Origin of the sequence: Streptomyces hokutonensis, assembly GCF_000376565.1 — a bacterium.
Taxonomy (GTDB): Bacteria; Actinomycetota; Actinomycetes; order Streptomycetales; family Streptomycetaceae; genus Streptomyces; species Streptomyces hokutonensis.
Window position 1 is genome coordinate 67,771 of the sequence record NZ_BARG01000093.1, and the last position, 22,134, is coordinate 89,904.

Consider the following 22,134-nt stretch of genomic DNA (forward strand, 5'->3'; position numbering starts at 1 on the left):
GAGTACCCGCGAGCGACAGCTGATCGCGTTCGGCCGCGCTGGGTTCGGCGCGGCCCATTCGGACCTGGGTGCCGCGCCGGCCTGCGAAGGGCGGAGGGCCGTACGGTCTCCACGTACTACGACGCGGCCCACAGGGCGCCGGCGGCGGAACCGACGCTGGTCGTCGACGGTGGGGGTGGTGCTGAACACCTGTGTGCTCAACGAGGTCGCGCCCACTTACGCGCCACGGGCACCGTGCTGGTTTCCAACCGCGTACTCGGCGTGGACGTGCCCGGTGCCGGTGATGCCGTGCTTCGGCGCCCGGCCGAGCTGTACGGCACCGATACGGGCAGCTGGCAGCGGGTCGGTCTCCACACGGTGGAGGGGCTGTGCCCGCGATGCTGTCGCCCTGGCCGCTCAGCCGTACGACTCGTTCCGGACCGGGCGGGTACGTGTGCGGGGACCGCCGGGTGACAGGTTCGGTGCAGGGCGCACGGGCGTCGGCCGCCCGGGAAGTGCTGAACGATCAGGCGGGTGGCCCGGCCACGTCGGCAGGCGGTCGGCGGAAGGAGCAGGGAGTGTGAGGGGCGCATTCGAAGTGGACAGCACGGACACGCTGGTGACGGTGTCGTTCTTGCCGGTGCGACGGGGATGCGTGCGCTAGCGGTGGGATCTTGGTCGGCTGCGGTGGCCTCGGAGCCGGAGGGGGCGACGGGCACGCCCGGTCCCTTCGGTGTTCTTGGCGGCGGCTCGGGTGATGTTGCGGGCCATGCCGCCGAAGACGACTGCGTGGAAGGGCGCGACGGACCACCAGTAGACGTGGCCGAGCAGACCGCGGGGGTGGAAGAGGGCGCGCTGACGGTAACGGGTGCGGCCCTCGGTATCCGTCTCGCAGTACATCTCCAGCCAGGCCAGGCCCGGCAGCCGCATCTCCGCCCGCAGCCGCAGGAGCCGTCCGCGCTCGATCTCCTCGACCCGCCAGAAGTCCAGCGAGTCGCCGACCCGAAGGAGCTGGGCGTCACGCCGGCCGCGGCGCAGGCCGACCCCGCCGACGAACCGGTCCATCCAGCCCCGGACCGCCCAGGCCGGCGGGAAGGAGTACCAGCCGTTGTCGCCGCCGATGCCCTCGATCACTCTCCACAACGCCTGCTCCGACGCGTCGACCGACGCTTGCCGGTCGTCCTCGTAGAGGCTGCCGCCCGCCCAGTCCGGGTCCGTGGGCAGAGGGTCACTGGGAGCCCCCGGCACGGAGGCCGACGACCAGCGGGTGACGACCTGGGCCTCCCGTACGCGCTGGACCGCCAGGGCGAGCGCCTGGTCGAAGGGCAGTGGTTGGCCCGGCTGGTCGGGCAGGTATCGGGCGATGTCGTGCTCGTGGCAGATGACCTCGTGGCGCAGGGACTCCGTGAGGGGTCGGGCGATGGAGGCGGGCACGGGCGTGACGAGACCGACCCAGTGGCTGGACAGCCTGGGCGTCAGGATCGGAACGGGCACGATGAGCCGCGGGCGAAGTCCGGCGACGAGGGCGTAGCGTCGCATCATCTCGCGGTAGGTGAGGACGTCCGGCCCGCCGATGTCGAACGTCCGGTTGACGTCGTCCGGCATGGTCGCGGACCCGACGAGGTAGCGCAGCACGTCCCGCACCCCGATGGGCTGGGTGCGGGTGTGCACCCAGCTCGGGGTGACCATGACCGGCAGTCGCTCGGTCAGGTAGCGCAGCATCTCGAAGGACGCCGATCCGGATCCGATGACGACCGCTGCCCGCAGTACGGTGGCCGGCACCTGCGACTCCAGGAAGATCCGTCCCACCTCTGCCCGGGAACGCAAGTGGGGGGACAGGGATCTTTCGGGCACGCCCTTCGGGGTGAGTCCGCCGAGATAGACGATCCGCCGTACACCGGCGGCCCGTGCCTGCTCGGCGAAGACGTGCGCGGCGCGGCGATCGGTGTCCTCGAACCCGGCGCCGGATCCCAGGGCGTGCACCAGGTAGTAGGCGACGTCGATGCCGCGCATGGCTGCGGCGACCGACTCGGGGTCCATGACGTCCCCGCGAACCGTCTCGGCGTCGCCGGTCCAGGGATGGTCTCGGAGTCTTTCCGGTGAACGGGCCAGACAGCGTACCCGGTGGCCGGCCTTCAGCAGCTCCGGTACCAGGCGTCCGCCGATGTAGCCGGACGCTCCGGTGACCAGGCAGTGCAGTCGTTCGGGCCCGCGGCCGCCGTGTCCCTCGGCGGCGTCGGTCGCGTTCCGCTGGCCGTCCGCGCTCACTGTTCCGCCTCCACGCGCTTGCTTCGACGCTGTCGCCTCGTCGTCCGATCATCTCCGCAACGGAGTGACCGTGCCCGTCGGGGCGTCGGGGCGTCGCGCCCCGACGGGCCGATGAAGCCTGCGCCGTCCGGTTGTGCCGCCCCTCGGCCACGGCCCTGCACGCGGTATCCGCGAGTGGCTTTCCGTGCGACCGGGGACGGCCTCGCGGCGTGAACGGGCTGACCCGGACCAGCTCTGACTGTCCGTCGACGCCGCGATGACACACCGCCGGCGCTTCAGGAATTCTGCAGGTATGCCGCCAGCTTGCCGATGAGCCGGGCGGCGTCGTCCAGGCCGCGGGCCGTCTCGCCCAGGTCGCCGGCGAGAAGCTTCGGCAGGGCTTGCCCTGCTTGCTGGCCTTCTTGCCCGCCGGGGGCGTCTGACCAGGGGCCGGGCACGGTCGTACCGCGGTATCCGGCGGGGTCGCCCCCGACCGGGGCGCGGTAGCCGGTGAAGTCGGCGGCGCCCTGCGCCGGTCCGGCGGCGGACTCGGCGGTCAGGAACTGGATCCGGGAAAGCTGGGTCTGCTCGGAGCCGTGGTTGTCGGTGATGTTCAGACGGTAGTGGGCGTAGGACGCGGGGGAGACGACGGAGTACTCCTTCGTCTCGTATCGCTGCCTGAAGTGTTCGCGGGTGCGGGAGTCCACGGTCGTCCAGTGGCCGCCGTCGTGCGATCCCTGGAGTTCCCACTCCTCCGGATCCCGCTCGGGGGCGTCGTTCGCCGAGGTCAGTCGGTAGGCGGTGACGGCGGCAGGGTGCGCAAGGGTGAAGTCCAGCACGGCGGAGTCGCCGTCTCCCAGCCATTTGCTCCGGGACTTGCTGAGCAGGTTCTCCGCGATCTCGCCCGCCGCGTCGAACTCGTCGCTCGCTTCGATGCCGACCACCGTACGTGTGATGTCCCGCAGTTCACCGGTGGGTTTCCGCACGTCGGGACTGTCGGCGGAGCTCAGAACGATCGAGGCGGTGGTGCCTCGCCGGTCGGTCCAGGACACGCGCTCCACGGGCGCCCCTCCGTCGTCGAGCAGCAACCGCAGCTCGCCGGAGGGGGACCAGGTGCCGCCATGCCCCTCCTCGGTGGAGAACCGGTGCAGCCGGGCCGCGGTCGTGCCCTCGGGGTAGGTCCAGCGGTCGGCGAGCGAGCCGCGGTACTCGGTGACCGTGCCGTCGGCGGTCCTGCGGTGTCCCAGGAAAGCGGTCTGGTCCGCGCGCAGCCCGATCGCCGCCTCCGAGCCGTCCGCCCCGCGCCACGCGAGGTGTGCGGGCATGGCCCGCTCGCCCATGTCGATGTGGACGAGCAGTCGGGGCGCGGTCTGCCAGGCGGTGGCGCCGGGGGCACGGACCTCGGTACTGAAGGCGATGACGGACCGGTTGGCCGCCCGGGCCGCCCTGGCGCGCTCCGCCGCGTCACGTTCGAGTGCGGGGACCACGGTGACGGCGCGCAGCCGCAGCAGTGTGTCCGAGCCCTCCGGGCTGCGGACCTCGAGAACGTTGGCGCCGGTGGCCAGGAGTTCCCCCGGCGCACTGAGGACGATGTCCTGCGGGTCGCTGTGCGTCCCGTCCGCCGGAATCGCCAACTGCTCCGCGAGGGCCTTGCCGTTGAGCAGGACGTCCATCGGAGCGCTCGTACCGAGAACGGTCACCGTGACGACGGCCTCGTCGTTCTCCTCCCGCCCGTCGACGGTGAAGTCCACCTTGATGTGACCGCCGGCACCCAGCGCGAGGTGTGAGGAAGCGATGCCGCAGCGGTGGTGGGTGACGACCGCGTTCGAGAGCTGGGCCGGGTTGGTGGAGAAGTCGGCGAATGCGGGTTCCATGCGTGTCCCTACGTCGTTCGGGGCGTACCGGGGTGACCGGTCGAGCTGTGCGTGGCGCGGCCTTGCGGCCCGCGACGCCTGCAAAACGTACCGGCAACCACTGACAACGGCCTTGGAACGTTTACGAGTTGTGCCGCAACGGTCACCAACAGGACAGTGAGGCAAGGAACTTGGCGAGTTGCAACAGGTGTCGATCTACGCGCACGGCCTCACCCTCCCCGCTTTCGTACAGGTCAAGTGCCTCCCCGGTGCGAGGACATGGGCAGGCGCGGGCTGCCCGGGCGTGCGGCGTTCGGTCCTGGGCGCGGAGGCCCCAGTACGGCGGCGGCGCTCGGCGCAGCGGCCCGATCACTCCGCAACCCGCCCGCGCCTGCGTGGTGTTCGCCCCACCGTTTCGACGAGGCGGGGCGAAGAGCGTGAGGTCTGTTCCGCACCACGGCTCGTACGGCGTTGCAGCGACGACAACTTGTTACCCGGGCGTAGCGGGTGGACATCTGCCTTGTCTAGGCTCTGCGCGACCACCGGGCAGTGCACGGAAGGATCTGGCATGGGCATGCTCCATCGAGGACCGAGGGTTGCGCTCCTGTCCGTCCCGGCCCCCTCGCTCGGTGCGGTGGCGTTGCCCGCCGCGCACGCCGACGAGGTCAACGGGCGGACACCGCCGAGCGTGTCCGGGACCGGCATCCACACCACGTACGACGACAAGTCCACGTACACCCAGCTGGCCAAGGCCTTGGACAGGGGAACCCCTCCGACCGAACTCGACACCTGGCACAACGTGTTCAGCGGGCCGGCCGAGTTCGACGGCTACGTCAAGGCGCACCTCGGCGGCCTCCTCCGCACGCCTGCCGAACCGTCCGCCAAGAGCGACGGCATGCGGTACCCGGAGCTCGACACCGCCGCCAAGGCGAACAACCGGGCGAACTACGGCCCGCTCGCGGGCCGCGCGACTGTGGAGACCATGCCCGGGACCTTCGAGCAGGCGGTCGGGCCAGCCTCCTCGTGGTCGGACGTCGTCCACGCCCAGCACCGCAAGGACCTCGCCGCCGAGGGGAACATCAGCCGGGCGGCGGTCGTCCGCGGCGCCCAGGCCGTCGCCCCGCGCACCCGCCGCAGCGTCACCCCGCTGCGCCCCTGGTCCGTGGTGGTCGGCGCGGACGCGGCCGCCGGGGCCGGTGACGGCAGCACCGAGTGGTACGACACCAACCACTGTCCGACGGCCGTCACCGATGCCTACGACGTCCCGCCCGCGCTCAGTTCCTCCGCCCCGTCGCCGGCCCATCCCCGGGCGCAGGTCGCCCAACTCGCCTCGGACGGAGCCTCGTACATCTCCAGTGACTGGATCACGGCCCCGGCCGACGGTGCGCTCGGCGAGGTGCTCACCCGTGGCTGACGCCCTGCGCCCTCGCGCGCTGCTGCGGGTCCTGGCCGTCGGGGCCGTGACGCTGGCGCTCGCCGTGTCCGGCCAGCCGGCCGGTACGGCACGGGCGGCAACCGGGACCGATCCCGTGTCACGGGTCAACCCCTACATCGGCACCGGTGGCAACGGCGACTTCAGCGCCGGGAACACCTTCCCCGGCGCCGACGTGCCGCACGGCATGCTCCAGTGGTCTCCCGACACCACGTCACGTCCGAAGGGCGGCGGCTACAACTACTCCGACTCGGCCGTCTCGGGCTTCAGCCTCACCCATGTCTCCGGCGTCGGCTGCGACGCGGCCGGGGACCTGCCGATCCTGCCCGTGGTCGGCTCGCTCGGCTCGGACCCGGCGTCCACTACGGAGTCGTTCTCGCACTCCGACGAGACGGCCTCGCCCGGCTCCTACGCCGTCAGCCTGGGCAACAGCACCAGCGTCGCGCTGACCACCAGCACGCACGCCGGCATCGGCCAGTTCACCTTCCCGTCCTCCACCCGGGCGAGCCTGCTCCTCAAGGTCCAGGACACACAGACGCCGTACACCTCCTCATCGCTCGTCCTGAGCGGCGGAAACACCGTGACAGGGTCGATCACCAGCACCGGTTTCTGCGAGGACACCACCCCGATCACGCTCCACTACGCGATCACCTTCGACCACCCCTTCACCGCCACCGGCGCCTTCACCGGCGGCGAGTACCTGACCTTCGACACCACGAGCAGCAGAACCGTGGAGGCCCGGGTCGGTATCTCCTACACCTCAGTGGCGGAGGCCTCGGCCAACCGGGACGCCGAAGTGACCGGGAAGACCTTCGCCGCCGTCAAGTCGGCGGCATCTTCGGCATGGAGCACCGAGCTGTCGAAGATCGCCGTCACCGGCGGAACGTCCGACAAGCAGGACGTCTTCTACACCGCGCTCTACCACGCCTCGCTCTTCCCCGCCGTCATCAGCGACGCCGACGGCTCCTACCGCGGCTTCGACCAAGCGGTGCACACGGTGGGCAGTGGGCACTCGGCGAAATACGCCGACTTCTCCACCTGGGACACCTATCGCTCGCAGGCCCAACTCACCGCGCTGCTCGACCCGTCGGCCGCCTCCGACATGGCGCAGTCGGTCGTCGACGACTACCAGCAGGGCGGCACGCTCACCAAGTGGGGCATGGAGACCGGCGAGACACACATCATGGTGGGCGACTCCGCCGTACCGTTGCTCGCCGCCTACTTCGCCTTCGGCGCCCGCGACTTCGACACGTCGACGGCCCTGTCCGCCATGGTCGAGGAACAGACGACCGACACCGACGTCACCCCCGGCGTGACCTACCTGGACTCCTTCGGCTACCTGCCCACCAACTCGCTCTACGGCTGCTGCCACGAGTACGCCACCACCTCGACCCAACTCGAGTACGACACGGACGACTTCGCGCTGTCGGTGTTCGCGGGCGCCCTTGGCGACACCGCGACGCAGGAAAGGTTCCAGGACCGGGCGCAGGACTGGGAGAACATCTACAACTCCTCCTCCGGCTACATCCAGCCCCGGCACTCCAACGGCCGCTGGATGGACGGCTTCAACGCCAAGCTGATCACCGGCACGTCGAGCAACGACTTCGCCGAGGGCGACGCCTTCACCTACACGCCGATGATCCCCTTCAACCTCGCCAGGCTGGCGTCCCTGGAGGGCGGCCCCTCGTCCCTGGCGTCGTACCTGGACAGCGTGCTCGGCGGCTTCCAGGGCCTGGGCAGCGTCATCGGCACCCAGTCCAACATGGGCAACGAGCCGAGTATCGGGCTGCCCTGGGAGTACGACTGGGTGGGCGAGCCGTACAAGACCCAGTCCACCGTGCGGGCGGTCCAGGACCAGTTGTGGACCAACACCGCAGGCGGTCTGCCCGGCAACGACGACCTCGGCGAGATGAGCGCCTGGTACGTGTGGTCGGCCCTGGGCCTCTACCCGGAGATCCCGGGCACCGCCGACCTGGCCCTCGGCAGCCCGATGTTCACCTCCGCGGTCGTCACGGCAGGCGGACACACGCTCACGGTCAACGCCCCGGCGGCGGCGGACGGTTCGCCGTACGTCCAGTCGCTGAGCCTCAACGGCAGCTCCTGGAACAAGGCGTACGTACCGGCCTCGTACCTCGGCGGCTCGGCGGAGCTGGACTTCGTTCTCTCCTCGTCCGCCAACACCTCCTGGGCCGCGGCCAGTTCGGCCGCACCGCCGTCCTACGACGGCACCGCGGGCACCGGAGTGGCCCAGCCCAGCGGGCCGCTCACCGAGACCGCCACCGGCAAGTGTGTCGACGACGCGGGCTCGGGCACCTCGAACGGCACCGCCATCCAGATCTACACCTGCAACGGCACCGCCGCGCAGACCTGGAAGGTCGCCCCGGACGACACCCTCCAGGTGCTCAACGACTGCATGGACGTGACGGACGGCGCGACCGCCTCCGGTACGAAGGTCCAACTGCACACCTGCAACGGCACCCAGGCCGAGCAGTGGCAGACGAACTCGTCCGGCGAGATCGTCAACCCGGTCTCCGGCCTGTGCCTGACCGATGCGAGCAACGGCGCCACGAACAGGACCCAGTTGACCATCGCCACCTGTACCGGCAGCACCGGCCAGCGTTGGACGCCTCCGACGTCCGCGTGACGAACACTGGAGAAGTGCCGACTTCGGAGTGCTGAGCAACGTGGCGTGAGGGAAGCATACGTACCTCCCGCACCGCTGGACGGGGCTGACCACGGGAGAGCTCGCGCAGGTCGTGGGGGTCTCGCTGTCCGCCGCCGGCCGGCGCGCTTCGGTGCTCCGCGACGCCGAGGTGACGACCAGCCGGCGGATCGGCTCGACGATCCGGCACACGCTGACCCCGCTCGAGGCCGCGCTGCATCGGCAGGCGCGTGGCGTGGGGCGCGAGAACGGTGATACTCCCTCAGAGCCTGCCCCGTCGTGAGAGGCACCGGACGGTACGAACGCGACTGCGGCTGCTACCGCACCGGGCACGGGAGAAGAGGTATGCGGCGAGCGAGCCGAAGAAGGCCGCGCCGCCGCCGGTGACCTGGGCAGATGATGAAGCCGGTCCGGGGGCTGGCCACGGCGACTTCTTCCGGTCCCGCCGAGGCGATTACGGGGAGCCCCGAAATCGACGAGTTCCAGTGAGCGCGGGGCAGGGCCGGCTCCCGACGCCCGGAACTCGCGGGTTCAGCGTCAGCGCGGTGAGTCGGGCAGTGCGATGAGCAACTGCTTGTCCGTCACCACGGCCAGCGACAGGGTGCGATAGCCGACCGACTTGAACAAGATGGTGATCTTGCCGTCACCCTCGCTCATGACCTCGCCCTGGCCCCACTGGTCGTGGTGCACGCGGACGCCCGGCAGGTAGACGTGCTCGTCCGCGGTGGGGCGTGCGCCCGGCTCCGCAGCCCGGACGGCACCGGCGGCGGCGCCCGCGCGCGCACCGGCCCGGGGCCACCGGCGCCGCCGTGCGGTCGCCTTGTACGGATGTCCGGCGTCCCCGGACCGCCCACGCCTCAACCTGCCCGCAGGCTTGACCACCGCCCCTGTGCAGTTGTCGCATGCCTCGCACGGGACGCGGACGGAGTCGCCGAAGTATCCAAGGAGGAACCGCCGTCGGCAGTCCGTCGTCTCGGCGTACCCGCGCATCATGTCGACCCGGGACTGTTCGAGCTTGAGGTGCGTGGCGTGGACGGCGAGTGCGCTCTGCACAGCGGCGTCGACGTCGTCGTCCGCGGCGGCGCCGAGTGAGCCGGTGAAGCGGCTGCCGTCCCGTCCGGTATGGACGGCGCCGGCTTCCTCCAGCAGGTTCAGCACGGCGGAGAGTGCCGTCGCACTGAGTTCGCAGTCGGCTCGGAGCCCGGTTGCGCTCACGGTGCCCCCGTCGCCGCGCAGGCGCTCGGCGACGCGGCGCAGTGCGTCGGCGTCGGGAGCGCCGGAGGCGAAGAAGCGTTGCAGACCCAGGTCCTGCGGGCGGTAGGCGAGGATCGCCCTGGCCGGTGCGCCGTCGCGGCCGGCCCGGCCGATCTCCTGGTAGTAGGCGTCGAGAGAGCCGGGGACGGACGCGTGCAGCACGAACCGTACGTTCGCCTTGTCGATGCCCATCCCGAACGCCGAGGTCGCCACGACCACGTCGAGTTCACCGGAGCTGAACCGGTCCTGGGTTTTGCGACGTTCGGTGGGGGAGAGGCCCGCGTGGTAGCCGGCGGCGGACAGCCCGAGGCCGCTCAACTGCTCCGCGTAGCTGTCCGCTGCCTTCCGCGTTCCCGCGTACAGGATTCCCGGCTTCTCCTCGACGGCCGCCCGCTCCACGACGAACCGCTCCTTGGCGGCTGCGTCCTGAAAGGCAGACACGTCCAGTTGGATGTTGGGACGGTCGAAGCCGGCCACTATCTCGACCGGGTCGTTCATGCCGAGCCGTTCGGCGATGTCGCGTCGTACCGGGGCCGCCGCGTTCGCGGTCAGGGCGAGCACCGGCGGATTTCCGAGCCGCTCCCGCGCGTGCCGCAGCCGCAGGTAGTCCGGCCGGAAATCGTGCCCCCAGGACGACACACAGTGTGCTTCGTCCACCACCAGCAGCCGGGGACGGACGGTGGCGAGCCGGTCTGTGACATCCGGCTTGGCGAGCTGCTCAGGAGCGAGGAAGACCACGTCGACCGAGGAGGAGCTGATGCGGGCCCATGCCGTCTCGTTGTCGCTCGGGCGCTGCGCGGAGTTGATTGCGGCGGTGCGCAGCACGCCGGATCCGAGCAGGCTCTGCATCTGGTCCCGCTGAAGCGCGATCAGCGGCGAGACGACCACCACTGGACCGCCGAGCAGGACCGCGGGCACCTGGTACACGGCGGACTTGCCCGCGCCGGTCGGCATGACGGCGAGTACGTCACGCCCCTTCATCACGGCCTTCATCGCGGTCAGTTGGGCCGGACGCAACTGCTGCCAGCCGAAGACCCGACGCGCGGTGCTGCGCAGACGCCGGGACGTGAGTGTGAGCATCGTTCTCCTTGAAGCGTGAGCGTCCAACCGCTGGGTGTTTGGCGGCTACCCCGGTTCGCCGGAATATCGCCTCGCGCGATGCGGTCGCGCTTTTCAGGATCTGAGGCACCGTCAGCTTGCTGGGTTCGAACGAGCGTCCCTGGCCGGCGGGGACGATGAACTACCGATGGAGTACTGGTAGGTGATGAGCAGTCAGCCACGTGCGGGCAGCACCGTGTCTGACGGATCCAGGTCGAGATGATGGTGGAGCCTGGCGCGCAGTGCCGCGGCATCCGGGTGATCAAGTTCCTCGAAGACCGCCAGGGAAAGGGTCCAGGCTTCGCGGGCGGCTTCGGGATTCCGGGCCGCGTGGTGGGTGTCGCCGAGGTGGGCGAGGATGTCCGCCTCGTAGTAGCGGTCTCCGATGTCGTGGAAGAGCGCTATGGCTTTCTCGTAGCAGGTGGCGGCCTCGCTGTGTTCGCCGAGGTGGTGGTGGGAGTATCCGAGGGTGTCCCAGGTGTGAGCCTCTCCGGAGACGTGGCCGGTGTCTTTCACCAGGGTCAGCGCCTGCTCGCAGTAGGTGATGGCATGCCGGTACTCGCCCATCTCCGCGTGGTCCCAGCCGACGTTGTTCAGCGCCAGTGCTTCCCAGGCACGGTCTCCGGCGGCGCGGAATCCCTGCACGGCCTGCCGTGAGTGTTCCAGTCCCTCGCTGTGGTGACCCTGTTGGGCCAGGACTTTGCCCAGCGCGAGATGGGTGTGCGCTGTGCCTGACGGTTCACCGAGTTGCCGATACAGGTCCGCGGCGCGTTCGAGGTGGGCGCGGGCTTCTGCGGGACGGCCGAGGGCCGATGCGGCATTGCCCATGTTGCGTTGGGCGCAGGCCTCCGCCGCTCCGTCGGCCAGTCGGCGACCGGCGGCCAGCCCGGCTGTGTGGGTGGCGGCCCAGTCGGACCAGAGCACCTGCCGCTGGTGGTAGGGCGTCATCGCCGCAGCGAGCTGCCAGACATGGGTGTCGAAGCCGTCCTGGACCGCTTGCTGGAGGGCGGCGAGCAGCACCGGATGCTCGGCGCTGAACCACGCCATGGCTTCCTCGCGGTCGGTCGGTTCCTCGGGGGCGACGCCGGGCTGGGCCGGGGAGGGGACAATCAGGTCCGCGGGTGGACCGAGAAGGCTTTGCGCCCGGAGCGCGGTGTGCAGGTAGTGGTCGAGTACGCGGTACGTGGCCTGGTGGCGGTCGGTGTCACTGTCCTCGGTGCGGGCGAGTTCGCCGGCGTAGGCGCGGAGCAGGTCGTGCAGGGAATAGCGGCCCGGTAGGTGTTCGGTGAGCAGATGCGTGCGTGTCAGTTCGCCGAGCAGGATGCGAATCCGCGTGGGTGCCACTGCGGCCAGGCTCGCGGCGGCCTCGGCCGAGATGTCGGGTCCGGGATGCAGCCCGAGCTGTCGGTAGAGCCGTGCGGCACCGGGGCTGAGGGCGTCGTAGGACCAGGAGAACACCGCCCGTACCCGCGTGGCTGGATCACCGCCGTCGAGCGCGTCCAGACGGCTGCCGGTCTCGCGCAGTTCGTCGGCGAGGGTGGAGAGCGGGATGCGGGGCTCGGCGGCGGCCCGAGCGGCAAGGACGGCGAGAGCCAGCGGCAGGCCCGCACAACGGGCCACGATCTCCGCCACGGCGGCGGGTTCGGCGGCGAGACGGCCGACGTCGAGCCGGTCGGCCAGCAGGGACCGGGACTCGTCCGGGGACAACACGTCCACGGCGAGCAGATGAGCGCCCTCGGCGGCGGCCAGGCTGGTGAGCCGGTTACGGCTGGTGACCACGACCAGGCAGCCGGGTGCACCGGGAAGCAGTGGCCGGACCTGCTCGGCATCCCTCGCGTTGTCGAGCACGATCAGCATCTGCCGGTCGGCCAGCAGACTCCGGTAGAGGGCCGCCTGGGCCTCCAGACCTGGAGGTATCCGGGCAGGCGGTACGGCAAAGGCGTCCAGGAAGCCGCGCACCGCCTCTGCCGGGTCCCCGACCGCTCCTCCGGGATCGAAGCCCCGAAGGTTGACATAGAGCTGACCGTCGGGGAAGAACTCCCGTACCCGGTGCGCCCAGTGCACTGCCAGCGTGGTCTTGCCCACGCCCGCGCTGCCCGACACGGCTGAGATCACCACAGGTGCCGAGGGCTGACGCGTCGCGAGGAACCCGTCCAGCCGCGCGAGTTCCTCGTGTCGGCCGGTGAAACCGCGGACTGCGACGGGCAGTTGTGCGGGCGCCACTCCCCGCGGCGGCCTGGAACGTTCCGGCGGCGCAGGTCGCGGGGGAGCGGTGGGTCCGGGCAGGTCCCCGCGCAGGATCGCCTGGTGAACTCCGCGCAGGGCCGTACCGGGGTCCGTACCGAGTTCCTCCGTCAGGCGCCGTTGCATGGAGGCGTAGCACAGCAGAGCCTCGGCGTCCCGGCCGGTGGCGTGCAGGGCCCGCATCAGTTCCTCGGCCAGCGGCTCGACCAGGGGGAAGTCGTCGAGGAGCGCGGACAACGGGCCGATCGTGGCAGCGGAAGCACCGAGCCGTGCCTGGATCCGGGCCCATTCGATGGTCGCGTCCACCCGTTCACGCCGCCATGCCTGGCGCATCTGGTCGACCCACGGGCCGTCCAGCCCACTCAGCGGCTCGCCGCGCCACAGACCGAGTGCCTCGCCGAGAAGAGACACCCGTTCGGTGTCCGGCACGCGGACGTCGTGGGCCCGGCCGACCAGGTGGTGGAAGTGGTGCACGTCGACCTGATGCCGGTCGGCCTCCAGGACGTATCCGTCCGACCGGCGACCGAGCCGCAGTCCTTCGCCGTACGCGTCATCGAGCCGGGCACACACATGACGAATCCGGGCGATGTGCGCATGGACCGAACGCCGGGCACCTTCCGGTGGGTTGGGCCCCCAGACCCGGCTGATCAGGGCGTCGGTCCCCACCGGACGCCCCGCGTCCACGGCCAGCGCGGCCAGCACGGTGCGTCGTTGCGGCGGACCGGTGTCCGCCCTTCCGTCGGTCACGGCAATCTCGACAGGGCCGAGTAATCGCAGCTGCACCATGGTGTCCCCTCGAAACCTGCACTGCTTCTACGGATTTTGCTCATATCCGTGCGCTCGGCACAGCCGGAAGGGCAAAGCGTGACCACTTGTCGGCTCTGTATCGGACATCCGAGGTCGACGGTGGCGGTCAGGGCAGCGGGGTCGATGTTCTTGTCGAACGTCGCGATGGCGGGGGTGAGTTGGGTGGTGGCCGCGCTCTGAGCCGCCTCGGTCGCCTGGGCGGCCCGTAGCAGGGTGTTGGTGTCCTTGACTTGGGACTGGAGTAGTTTCCAGTACAGGCACCGCCTCGTCCGGTATCACGGTCGATGACGGGCACGTACTCCGCCTGGAACTTTCGTTCCAGGCGGAGTAGTGGTGGCTCCGGAGCTCATCGGCCAGTCCTCAGGCGACCAGCCCGTCGGGGCGGCGCGGACGAGGGGTCAGGCCCGATAGGCCACGTTCGCCATCATCCCGGCCTCGCCGTGGTAGGCGTTGTGGCAGTGCAGCATCCACTGGCCGGGGTTGTCGGCATCGAAGAAGGCGGACACCGTCTTCCCGGGCAGCACGATCGTGGTGTCCTTGCGCGGGCCGGAGGTGCCGAGCTGGTAGGTGTGGCCGTGCAGGTGCATCGGGTGCCACATCTGCGTCGTGTTGACGAAGTCGAGCCGTATCCGCCGACCCTCCTCGACGACGATCGGGTGCGCCTCGGGGTTCTTCATGTCGAACGGTGTGCCGTTGATGGCCCAGTCGTACTTCATCATGTTGCCGGTCAGCTTGATCCGGTGGGTGACGTCGGTCTTCGCCGACTCCAGTCGTACGTCGTCGGCGGCACGCAGCTGGGACACCGTCATGATCATGCCGTCGAGCTCCTTCGGACGGACGGTCGCCTTCGGCACGCTGCCCGAGCCGGTGCGCAGCAGGGCCAGACCGTTTGCGTTCTTGCCCTCGGCCAGGGCGACAAGCGGAAAGACACCGTCTCCGAGGGTGACGAGGACGTCGTACCGCTCGCCCATGCCGACCAGCAGGGCGTCCACGTCCTGGTGCCGGACGGGGAAACCGTCGGTGTGGGTGATCGTCAGCCTGTGGTCGCCGAGGGCGACCCGGTAGGCGGTGTCCGAGCCGGCATTGATGATGCGCAGTCGTACGCGCTCGCCGGGTTTGCCGGTGCGGACGTCAGGATCGGTGGCCACGCGGCCGTTGACCAGGTGGTGAGGGTACTTCACGTCGCCGGCGTCCCCGCCGAGCAGCTTGCTGGCGGCACCCATGAGCCTGAACTTCTTGGCCATGCCGTCGGAGGAGGCGGAGACCGACGCGGACGGGGAGGCGGAATCGCCCATGTCCATACCCTCCATCCCCCCTGTGCCGCTCATGTCCATGCCGCCCATGTCGGCCATGCCCAGCTTGAGCTCGGTGAAGACGTCGTCGGGAGTGCCGGTGACGCCGTCGACCCAGTCGTCGATCAGGACGACCCACTCGCTGTCGTACGACAGGGGCTCCCTGGGGTCCTCGACGATCAGTGGGGCGTACAGGCCGCGGTCGAGCTGGACGCCGACGTGGGGGTGGAAGAAGTACGTGCCCGGGGCGTCGGCGATGAACTTGTAGGTGAAGGTGGAACCGGCCGGGACCGCGGTCTGCGTGGCGGGTGGCACCCCGTCCATGTCGTTGCGCAGGGCGATGCCGTGCCAATGGATCGACGTGCTCGTCCTGTGCGGGAGCTGGTTGGACAGCTCGGCCACCAGGCTGTCGCCGACGGACAGCCTGACCTCCTTGCCCGGGGTGCGGCCGTCGAAGGCCCAGGTCCTGGGCATGACACCGCCGCCGAGGTCGATCATCGCGGGCGCCGCGGTGAGGGTGAGCTTGTGCTGTCGGCCGGTGCTGGTCCGCTTCTTCTCGGCGGCGGAAACCGCCGGACCGGTCGGGCTGACCAGTGCACTGCCGGACGAGCTGCTGCCGGAGCCGTCGCTGCAGGCGGCCAGCACGCCGGTTCCGGCGACTGCGAGCCCGCCGAGCAGGACGGAGCGGCGGTTGATGCTGTTCATATGGAGTGGTGTCCTCTGACTCGAAACTGCCGATGAGCGCGGAAGGACGGCACAACGCGCGCCGTCCGGCGCGGCCTATCTGCGCAGCTGAGAAAGGACGAGCAGGTCGGGAGGCGCGCGGCCGACCGCGGCTGCGGGAGCGCGTCCCGCGGCGGCCTGCCGCGGGTTCACCAGCGGGTCGAACGTTGTCCGGTCGGGGACGGCGAGCTGCACGGAGTCGACACTCGCCGTGGTGCAGTGCTGCATGCCCGGCATGGAACAGACGTCGGCCGCGGCATTGTGCACGGAAACGTCCGAGACCGCCGATGCTCCATTGCCCGGAGACCGGGGCGTCACGTGAGCGGTCTGGGCCGAGTCCGGCACGCAGAGGAGATCCATCGCCGGCATCTCGTGGTGGACGAGCACGGCCAGCGCGACGCAGAGGGCGAGGAAAACCCCGTGCGCCCAGCGGACGGCACTGCTGCCGCCGCGAGCCGACCGCGTCATCATCCGCTCCACTCGTACCGTGATCACCGGATCGACATCTTACCCCCAGGGGGTACCCGCGATGTGTGTTCCTGGGTGTGGAGCCATGGGCGGGCTGCCGCCTTGGGGACCTGATGCGTGGGGGAGGTCGACTCGCGTGGCTCGTGGGTCAGTCGGGTGTCTCGGCCGAGTCGGTGGGCTGGGTGTCGTCGGCCGGTGCGGGTCGCTCGGTGTCGTCGTTGGTGGCGGCCCAGCTGGCCAGCAGGTTCAGGGCGTCGTGGGTGGGTGAGTGGGGCTCGGGGGTGTAGGTGAGGAGGAACTGGCTGGGGCCGTCGGGGAGCGGGAAGGTTTCGAAGGGCAGGTCGAGGTCGCCGACGACCGGGTGGTGGAGGAGTTTTATGCCGGTGGTGTGCATGCGGACGTTGTGGGCGGCCCAGCGGTGGCGGAATTCCTCGCTGCGGGTGGACAGTTCGCCGATGAGGTCCGTCAGTCGCCGGTCGTAGAGGTCGCGGCCGGCTTCGGCGCGGAGCATGGCGACGGTGTCGCCTGCGACTTCGTCCCAGTGGCGGAAGAACTCGGTCGCGTGGGGGCTGAGGAAGACGAAGCGGGCGTTGTTCGGCGGCCGTGCCGGGTCGGCGTAGAGGGGGGAGAACAGGGCACGTCCGAGGTGGTTGGCGGCCAGGATGTCCCCGCGTCCGCTGAGGATGAACGCGGGTGTGCCGGCCATGGAGTCGAGGACGCGCTGCACCGAGGGCCGCACGCGCTGCTGGGCCGGGCGGCGGCGTGGCGGGCGGGTGGTGCCGGCGCCGCGCAGGAGGTCGAGCAGGTGGGTGCGTTCGGCCTCGTCGAGCTGGAGAGCCTGGGCGATGCCGTCGATGACGCTCTCGGAGACGCCGGTGGCGTTGCCGCGCTCCAGCCGGGTGTAGTACTCGCTGGAGATGCCCGCGAGGAGGGCGACCTCCTCGCGGCGCAGCCCGGTGACGCGTCGGCGCTCTCCGCCGTAGAGGGGCAGTCCGGCCTGTTCGGGGGTGACCCTGGCGCGTCGCGTGCCGAGGAATTCCCGGATCTCCGCGCGGAAATCATCGCGGATGTCACGGTTAGTGCCTTGTGTTCCTTGTGGGTCGTTTCTGCCTGCCATGCGTTTCACTCTACGAGCGCATCCGCCGGCTAGGGGGTCCCTGTCAGTGACCCCCTCAAGAGGGACTCCCACACGCGGGTGACAGGCGGTTTTGTTGGTGGTGCACCGCCCACGGCGGTGTGCACGGTCCGGACAGGGCGGCGCTTGTCCCGCCGGTCCCGACCTCCCCCGTGCGGCACTGTCGGCGCTGCACGCGTCACCCCCGCACACAGCGGGTGCCGGATCACGGCGCCTGAAAGGAACCCCCATGAGCAAAGTCATTCTCGTCACCGGTGCCGGACGCGGTCTGGGCACGGACATCGCCCGCGAGGCCCTCGCCGCCGGCCACCAGGTCGTCGCCACCGGCCGCCGCCCCGAAGAGGTCGAGAAGACCCTCGGCGGGCCGCAGGACAACCTGCTGGTCACCAAGCTGGACGTCACCAGCCTCGACGACGCCGAGGCAGCCGCGCAGGCCGCCGTCGGCCGCTTCGGCCGCATCGACGTCCTGATCAACAACGCCGGGAACCTCTTCACCGGCTATTTCGAGGAGATCTCGCCCGCGCAGATGCGCCGGCAGTTCGAGACCAACCTCTTCGGCCCGATGAACGTCACCCGTGCCGTCCTGCCGATCATGCGCGAACAGCGCGCCGGGCACGTCATCACCATCACCTCGACCGCCGGGCTGGTCGGCATGGAGTTCACCTCCGCCTACGCCGCCTCCAAGTTCGCCGAAGAGGGCTGGATGGAGTCCCTGCGCTACGACGTCGAGCCGTACAACATCCACACCACGATCGTGGAGCCCGGCTACTTCCGCACCGAACTCCTCGTGGACGGCTCCACCAACTGGCCCGAGCTGTCCATCGACGACTACGCCCCGCGCACCGCCCCCAGGATCGAGGGCATGAAGAGCATGAACGGCAAGCAGCCCGGAGACCCCGCCAAGCTCGCCCGCGCCCTGCTCACCATCGCCCGGCAGGAGAAGCCGCTGCCGCGTTTCGTCGCCGGGGCGGACGCCATCGAGGCCGCCGAGGCCAAGGCGAGGGAACTCCTCGCCCAGGCCGAGGCATCCCGCGAACTGGGCGACAACCTCGCCTACGACGACGCCCACGTCTGAGGAGGGACAACATGCCCCTCAAAGGCGAGTACGAGCCGAGCAAGGCGCAGTTCGTACGTGACCAGGTGGACCTGTACGAGAACTCCGGCGGTACGCAGGGAACGACACTGAGTGTCCTGGTCACACGGGACGAAGACGAGAGGCTCCGGGACCTGCCCGTCGTCATCCTGACCACCCTGGGCGCGAAGAGCGGCAAGATCCGCAAGACCCCGGTCATGCGGGTGGAGCACGACGGCACCTACGCCGTCATCGCCTCCATGGCAGGAGCCCCCACCCACCCGGTCTGGTACCACAATGCGGTGGCCGACCCTCGCGTCGAACTCCAGGACGGCCCGGTGCGCCAGGACATGCTGGCCCGCGAGGTGACCGGGGACGAGAAGACCCTGTGGTGGGCCCGAGCCGTCGAGGCGTTCCCCGACTACGCGGCGTACCAGAAGAACACGGACCGTGAGATCCCCGTCCTCGTTCTGGAGCCGACGGCCCAGGAGCACTGACGAGGCGCAGCCGGGTCAGCCGCCTGGACGAAGCACTGCGCATCGCCAACGACCTGCGGCATCGATGTGGTCGGCAGCCCGACCCACGACGGCACCCACGTCTGAACACCATTCCCGGCCGAGACCGGAGGCCGCCGGGCGCACCTATGGCCCTGCCCCACTACCCGGGCAGCAGCGCCCGCGCCGGCAACGCGCGGACCACCGAAGCACGGTCCGCCATGTGGTGGCGCACCCCACTGATCACGACCACCGGCCGGTCCTGACGGCCGTCGCGAAAGGAACACCTGATGAAACACGTATCGCTGGGCGGGCTCGATGTCTCCCGCATCGGCCTGGGAGCCATGACCATGGCGGGCACCTACACCACGGGCGGCGGGCTCGACGACACCGAGTCGATCCGCACCATCCACCGGGCGCTGGACCTCGGGGTCACCCACATCGACACCGCCGAGATCTACGGCCCCTTCCACAGCGAGGAACTCGTCGGCAAGGCCATCAAGGGCCGCCGCGACGACGTCGTCGTGGCGACGAAGTTCGGTCTCGTCTCCCACTCCGGTGGCGGCCCCGGCGTCATCGACAGCAGCCCCGGAAACGTGAAGGCCGCGGTCGAGGGCTCGCTCCTGCGGCTCGGCATCGACCACATCGACCTCTACTACCAGCACCGCGTCGACCCCAACACCCCCATCGAGGAGACCATCGGCGCGCTGGCCGACCTGGTCGCCGAGGGCAAGGTGCGCCACATCGGCCTCTCCGAGGCCGGCCCCGACACGATCCGCCGAGCGCACGCCGTGCATCCGCTGGCCGCGCTGCAGACCGAGTACTCGCTGTGGACCCGCGACGTCGAGGCCGAAATCCTCCCCCTGCTGCGCGAGCTGGGCATCGGATTCGTGCCCTACTCCCCGCTCGGCCACGGCCTGCTCACCGGGCAGATCCGCACCGTCGACGACTTCACCGACGACGACTGGCGCAAGACCAACCCGCGCTTCACCGGTGAGAACTTCCAGCGCAACCTGGCGATCGTCGACGAAGTACAGGCCATCGGCGCCGAGATCGGAGCCACACCGGCCCAGACCGCGCTGGCATGGCTGCTCACCCGCGGCGACGACATCGCCCCCATTCCCGGCACCCGGCGGGTTACGCGCGTCGAGGAGAACACCGCCGCCGACGCCGTCGAACTCAGCGCCGCTCAGCTCGACCGCCTCAACAACCTCACACCGGCCGCGGGCGAACGCCACGACGAGGCGAACATGGCCAGCATCGACCGGTGATCTGACGCCCGGTGACCTGCTGACCCGTCACCCCCGACCCACCTGAATCCGTTCACCCATTTCACTGATCACTGAAAAGGTTCCTCATCATGTCCAAGGTTCTCCTTGTCGTAGGTCACCCCGACCTGTCCCAGTCGAAGGCCAACGCGGCGCTCGTTGACGCCGTCCGCGAGCTGGCCCATGTCACCGTGCACGATCTCTACGCCGCCTACCCCGACTTCCGGATCGACGTCACCGCCGAGCAGGCGCTGCTCGCCGAGCACGACGTGATCGTCTTCCAGCACCCGGTGTTCTGGTACAACACCACCCCGCTGTTCAAGCAGTGGCAGGACAAGGTCTTCACCCTCGGCTGGGCCTTCACCATGGACGGCTCCGCCTCCCAGCTGGCCGGCAAGAAGGCCGTCGTGGCCGTCACCGCCGGCGTCCCCGCCGACCACTACACCCTTGAAGGCTCGAACCAGGCCACCATCGAGACCCTCCTCAGCAACTGGCACGCCACCCTGCGGTTGTGCCAGTTCGACATCCAGCCGATGGTCAAGCTCTACGGCACCGCCTTCGGCCTCTCCGACGAAGACCTGGACACCGCCGCCAAGCAGTACAACGAACTGCTCGCCTCCTTCGCCGCCTGACCGCACTCACGACAACGGCCGCTCTCGCCGATCACGACGCAGCGGAACGTGGGGACTCGACGCCAATGCGTGTGTCAACGATCCCGGTGCAGCTTCCATCCTGGCTGGATGAGAGAACATGGCCATCGCGACATGCAGGAAATCTATAGTGGTGGATATAGACATTGAGGATCGTGAGGGCTAGCCTCCTGTCTGTAGCCAAGAAGTCGGGAAAGCGCGGCATACGCGAACTGCCGTGTATGCAGGACGCAGGTAGTGGCACGGCAGTGGAGTGGCGGGGCCGGAAGGTTCTCGGGGCCCTCTCGCTGACTGCCGGACCGGGCGGTTCAACGGAGCCGTCGCAGTAGGTACGACCGCAGGCCCAAGCAGATGGATCAGAAGGAAGCGAAGGAGGCTGACGCCATCAGGATCGCCCGGGCAGAGACAGCCGGCCCGGGTACCGCAGGCCCCAGAACGGAAGGTGGTCCCACGGTCACGCAGACGCGATCCCCGCACGCATCTCCCTCTCACGGGAGAGCGAGCGGAAAGACAAGGCCGGCATCGCAGTAAGCCGGCAGATGGTGTTGAAAATCCCTCGGGGCCTTGGTGCCGTACGGCACCAAGGCCCCCCGATGCGTTTCCGCGAAAGAGGTGCGAATGACAGCAGAAGACTCTCTCAGCCGTATCGACGACGACGACTATCCCGCCTACACCATGGGGCGGGCCGCCGAGCTGCTCGGCGCCACGCCCGCCTTCCTGCGGGCGATCGGTGAAGCCCGCCTGATCACGCCCCTGCGCTCGGAGGGCGGCCATCGCCGCTACTCCCGCTACCAGCTGAAGATCGCCGCTCGTGCCCGCGAACTTGTTGACCAGGGCATGCCGGTCGAGGCTGCCTGCCGCATCATCATCCTCGAAGACCAGCTCGAAGAAGCCCGGCGCATCAACGAAGAACACGCCAACGCCGCCGAGTCACACCGAGCGGCGGACGGCTGACCCGCCTGCCGGCCTGACAACCCGAAGCGCCGGGCTCCGGCGATGTGATCGTCGGGGCCCTTTCGCGTTCCGACCCGTTCCTTCTCGCCTGCGGCGGTCCGGGGCGGTCATGCGGTCTGGGTGAGTTCGGGGCGCCCGAAGAGCAGCGCGTGTCTGGTCGGGAGCCGGGCCAGGATGCGGTCCAGAAGGCCAGGGCCTGCCGTGCGGCCGATCATGGCGAGGACAGCTTCGGTGTCCCGGCGGGTGGTCGCGGGGGGCAGGGTTCTTGACGGAGCTTCAACCGGTGAGCGGTTGGGGGCTGGGGATCTGGGCGGTGGAGTCGAGTGCGGCCTCTACGGGCAGGCGGGCCGAGAGGTCCGTGCCCCGATTGTCGGAAGTGTGGGGCCGTCGGTAACGCGCTCGCCTCTCCGCCTGGTTGCTGGGGTCGTGCGGTGCCTATGTTGCGTTTGTGTCTCTCTCGGTGACGGTGTGCAAGTACGCGGGGGTGGCCGTGCGGTGGCGG

At 69.8% G+C, this 22,134-nt stretch carries 14 protein-coding genes and 1 pseudogene; 8 read left to right on the top strand and 7 right to left on the bottom strand.

What is annotated here, in order from left to right; genetic code table 11:
- Nucleotides 1-99: 99 nt before the first annotated feature.
- Nucleotides 100-563: pseudogene (locus SSP08S_RS63935) on the top strand (amine oxidase); the annotation flags it as partial.
- 76 nt (nt 564-639) lie between these two features.
- Here the strand turns inward: SSP08S_RS63935 and SSP08S_RS46870 are convergent.
- Together SSP08S_RS46870 and SSP08S_RS46875 are read right to left on the bottom strand one after the other, a co-directional pair.
- Complete coding sequence (locus tag SSP08S_RS46870) at nt 640-2,247, bottom strand: SDR family oxidoreductase (protein WP_019074590.1); 1,608 nt, start codon at nt 2,245-2,247, stop codon at nt 640-642.
- Nucleotides 2,248-2,522: 275 nt separating this feature from the next.
- Nucleotides 2,523-4,100: a hypothetical protein gene (locus SSP08S_RS46875; RefSeq protein ID WP_019074591.1), complete on the bottom strand. Its 1,578-nt coding sequence runs from the start codon at nt 4,098-4,100 to the stop codon at nt 2,523-2,525.
- Nucleotides 4,101-4,647: 547 nt separating this feature from the next.
- Here SSP08S_RS46875 and SSP08S_RS63135 point away from each other — a divergent pair.
- Together SSP08S_RS63135 and SSP08S_RS46885 are read left to right on the top strand one after the other, a co-directional pair.
- The gene (locus tag SSP08S_RS63135) at nt 4,648-5,493 is read left to right on the top strand and encodes a hypothetical protein (protein WP_019074592.1); all 846 of its coding nucleotides are present in this window, start codon (nt 4,648-4,650) and stop codon (nt 5,491-5,493) included.
- Complete coding sequence (locus tag SSP08S_RS46885) at nt 5,486-8,155, top strand: lectin (RefSeq protein ID WP_019074593.1); 2,670 nt, start codon at nt 5,486-5,488, stop codon at nt 8,153-8,155. The genes SSP08S_RS63135 and SSP08S_RS46885 overlap by 8 nt, the downstream gene beginning before the upstream one ends.
- Nucleotides 8,156-8,710: 555 nt before the next feature.
- On the opposite strand, the gene SSP08S_RS46900 is transcribed toward SSP08S_RS46885, so the two are convergent.
- The 5 genes from SSP08S_RS46900 to SSP08S_RS46920 form a co-directional block, all read right to left on the bottom strand.
- On the bottom strand, nt 8,711-10,507 hold the full coding sequence (locus tag SSP08S_RS46900) for a RecQ family ATP-dependent DNA helicase (RefSeq protein WP_019074596.1): 1,797 nt from the start codon (nt 10,505-10,507) through the stop codon (nt 8,711-8,713).
- Nucleotides 10,508-10,699: 192 nt separating this feature from the next.
- Complete coding sequence (locus SSP08S_RS46905) at nt 10,700-13,516, bottom strand: AfsR/SARP family transcriptional regulator (protein WP_019074597.1); 2,817 nt, start codon at nt 13,514-13,516, stop codon at nt 10,700-10,702.
- A gap of 458 nt (nt 13,517-13,974) precedes the next feature.
- Nucleotides 13,975-15,573, bottom strand: a complete 1,599-nt coding sequence (locus SSP08S_RS46910) for a multicopper oxidase family protein (protein ID WP_019074598.1) — start codon at nt 15,571-15,573, stop codon at nt 13,975-13,977.
- 75 nt (nt 15,574-15,648) lie between these two features.
- On the bottom strand, nt 15,649-16,086 hold the full coding sequence (locus SSP08S_RS46915; RefSeq protein WP_245608099.1) for a hypothetical protein: 438 nt from the start codon (nt 16,084-16,086) through the stop codon (nt 15,649-15,651).
- Between the two features lie 121 nt (nt 16,087-16,207).
- Nucleotides 16,208-17,176, bottom strand: a complete 969-nt coding sequence (locus SSP08S_RS46920) for a helix-turn-helix domain-containing protein (protein WP_019074600.1) — start codon at nt 17,174-17,176, stop codon at nt 16,208-16,210.
- Between the two features lie 247 nt (nt 17,177-17,423).
- On the opposite strand from SSP08S_RS46920, the gene SSP08S_RS46925 reads away from it, so the two are divergent.
- The 5 genes from SSP08S_RS46925 (at nt 17,424) to SSP08S_RS46950 (ending at nt 21,632) form a co-directional block, all read left to right on the top strand.
- Nucleotides 17,424-18,269: an SDR family oxidoreductase gene (locus SSP08S_RS46925; protein ID WP_019074601.1), complete on the top strand. Its 846-nt coding sequence runs from the start codon at nt 17,424-17,426 to the stop codon at nt 18,267-18,269.
- Between the two features lie 11 nt (nt 18,270-18,280).
- On the top strand, nt 18,281-18,763 hold the full coding sequence (locus SSP08S_RS46930; protein ID WP_019074602.1) for a nitroreductase family deazaflavin-dependent oxidoreductase: 483 nt from the start codon (nt 18,281-18,283) through the stop codon (nt 18,761-18,763).
- 287 nt (nt 18,764-19,050) lie between these two features.
- Complete coding sequence (locus SSP08S_RS46940) at nt 19,051-20,031, top strand: aldo/keto reductase (protein WP_019074604.1); 981 nt, start codon at nt 19,051-19,053, stop codon at nt 20,029-20,031.
- 89 nt (nt 20,032-20,120) lie between these two features.
- Entirely contained in the window at nt 20,121-20,660 is a 540-nt protein-coding gene (locus SSP08S_RS46945) for an NAD(P)H-dependent oxidoreductase (RefSeq protein ID WP_019074605.1), read from the top strand.
- A 636-nt stretch (nt 20,661-21,296) separates the two neighbouring features.
- Nucleotides 21,297-21,632 carry a MerR family transcriptional regulator gene (locus tag SSP08S_RS46950; RefSeq protein WP_019074606.1) on the top strand — a complete coding sequence of 112 codons (336 nt, stop codon included), beginning with the start codon at nt 21,297-21,299 and terminating at the stop codon, nt 21,630-21,632.
- Nucleotides 21,633-22,134: the final 502 nt, after the last annotated feature.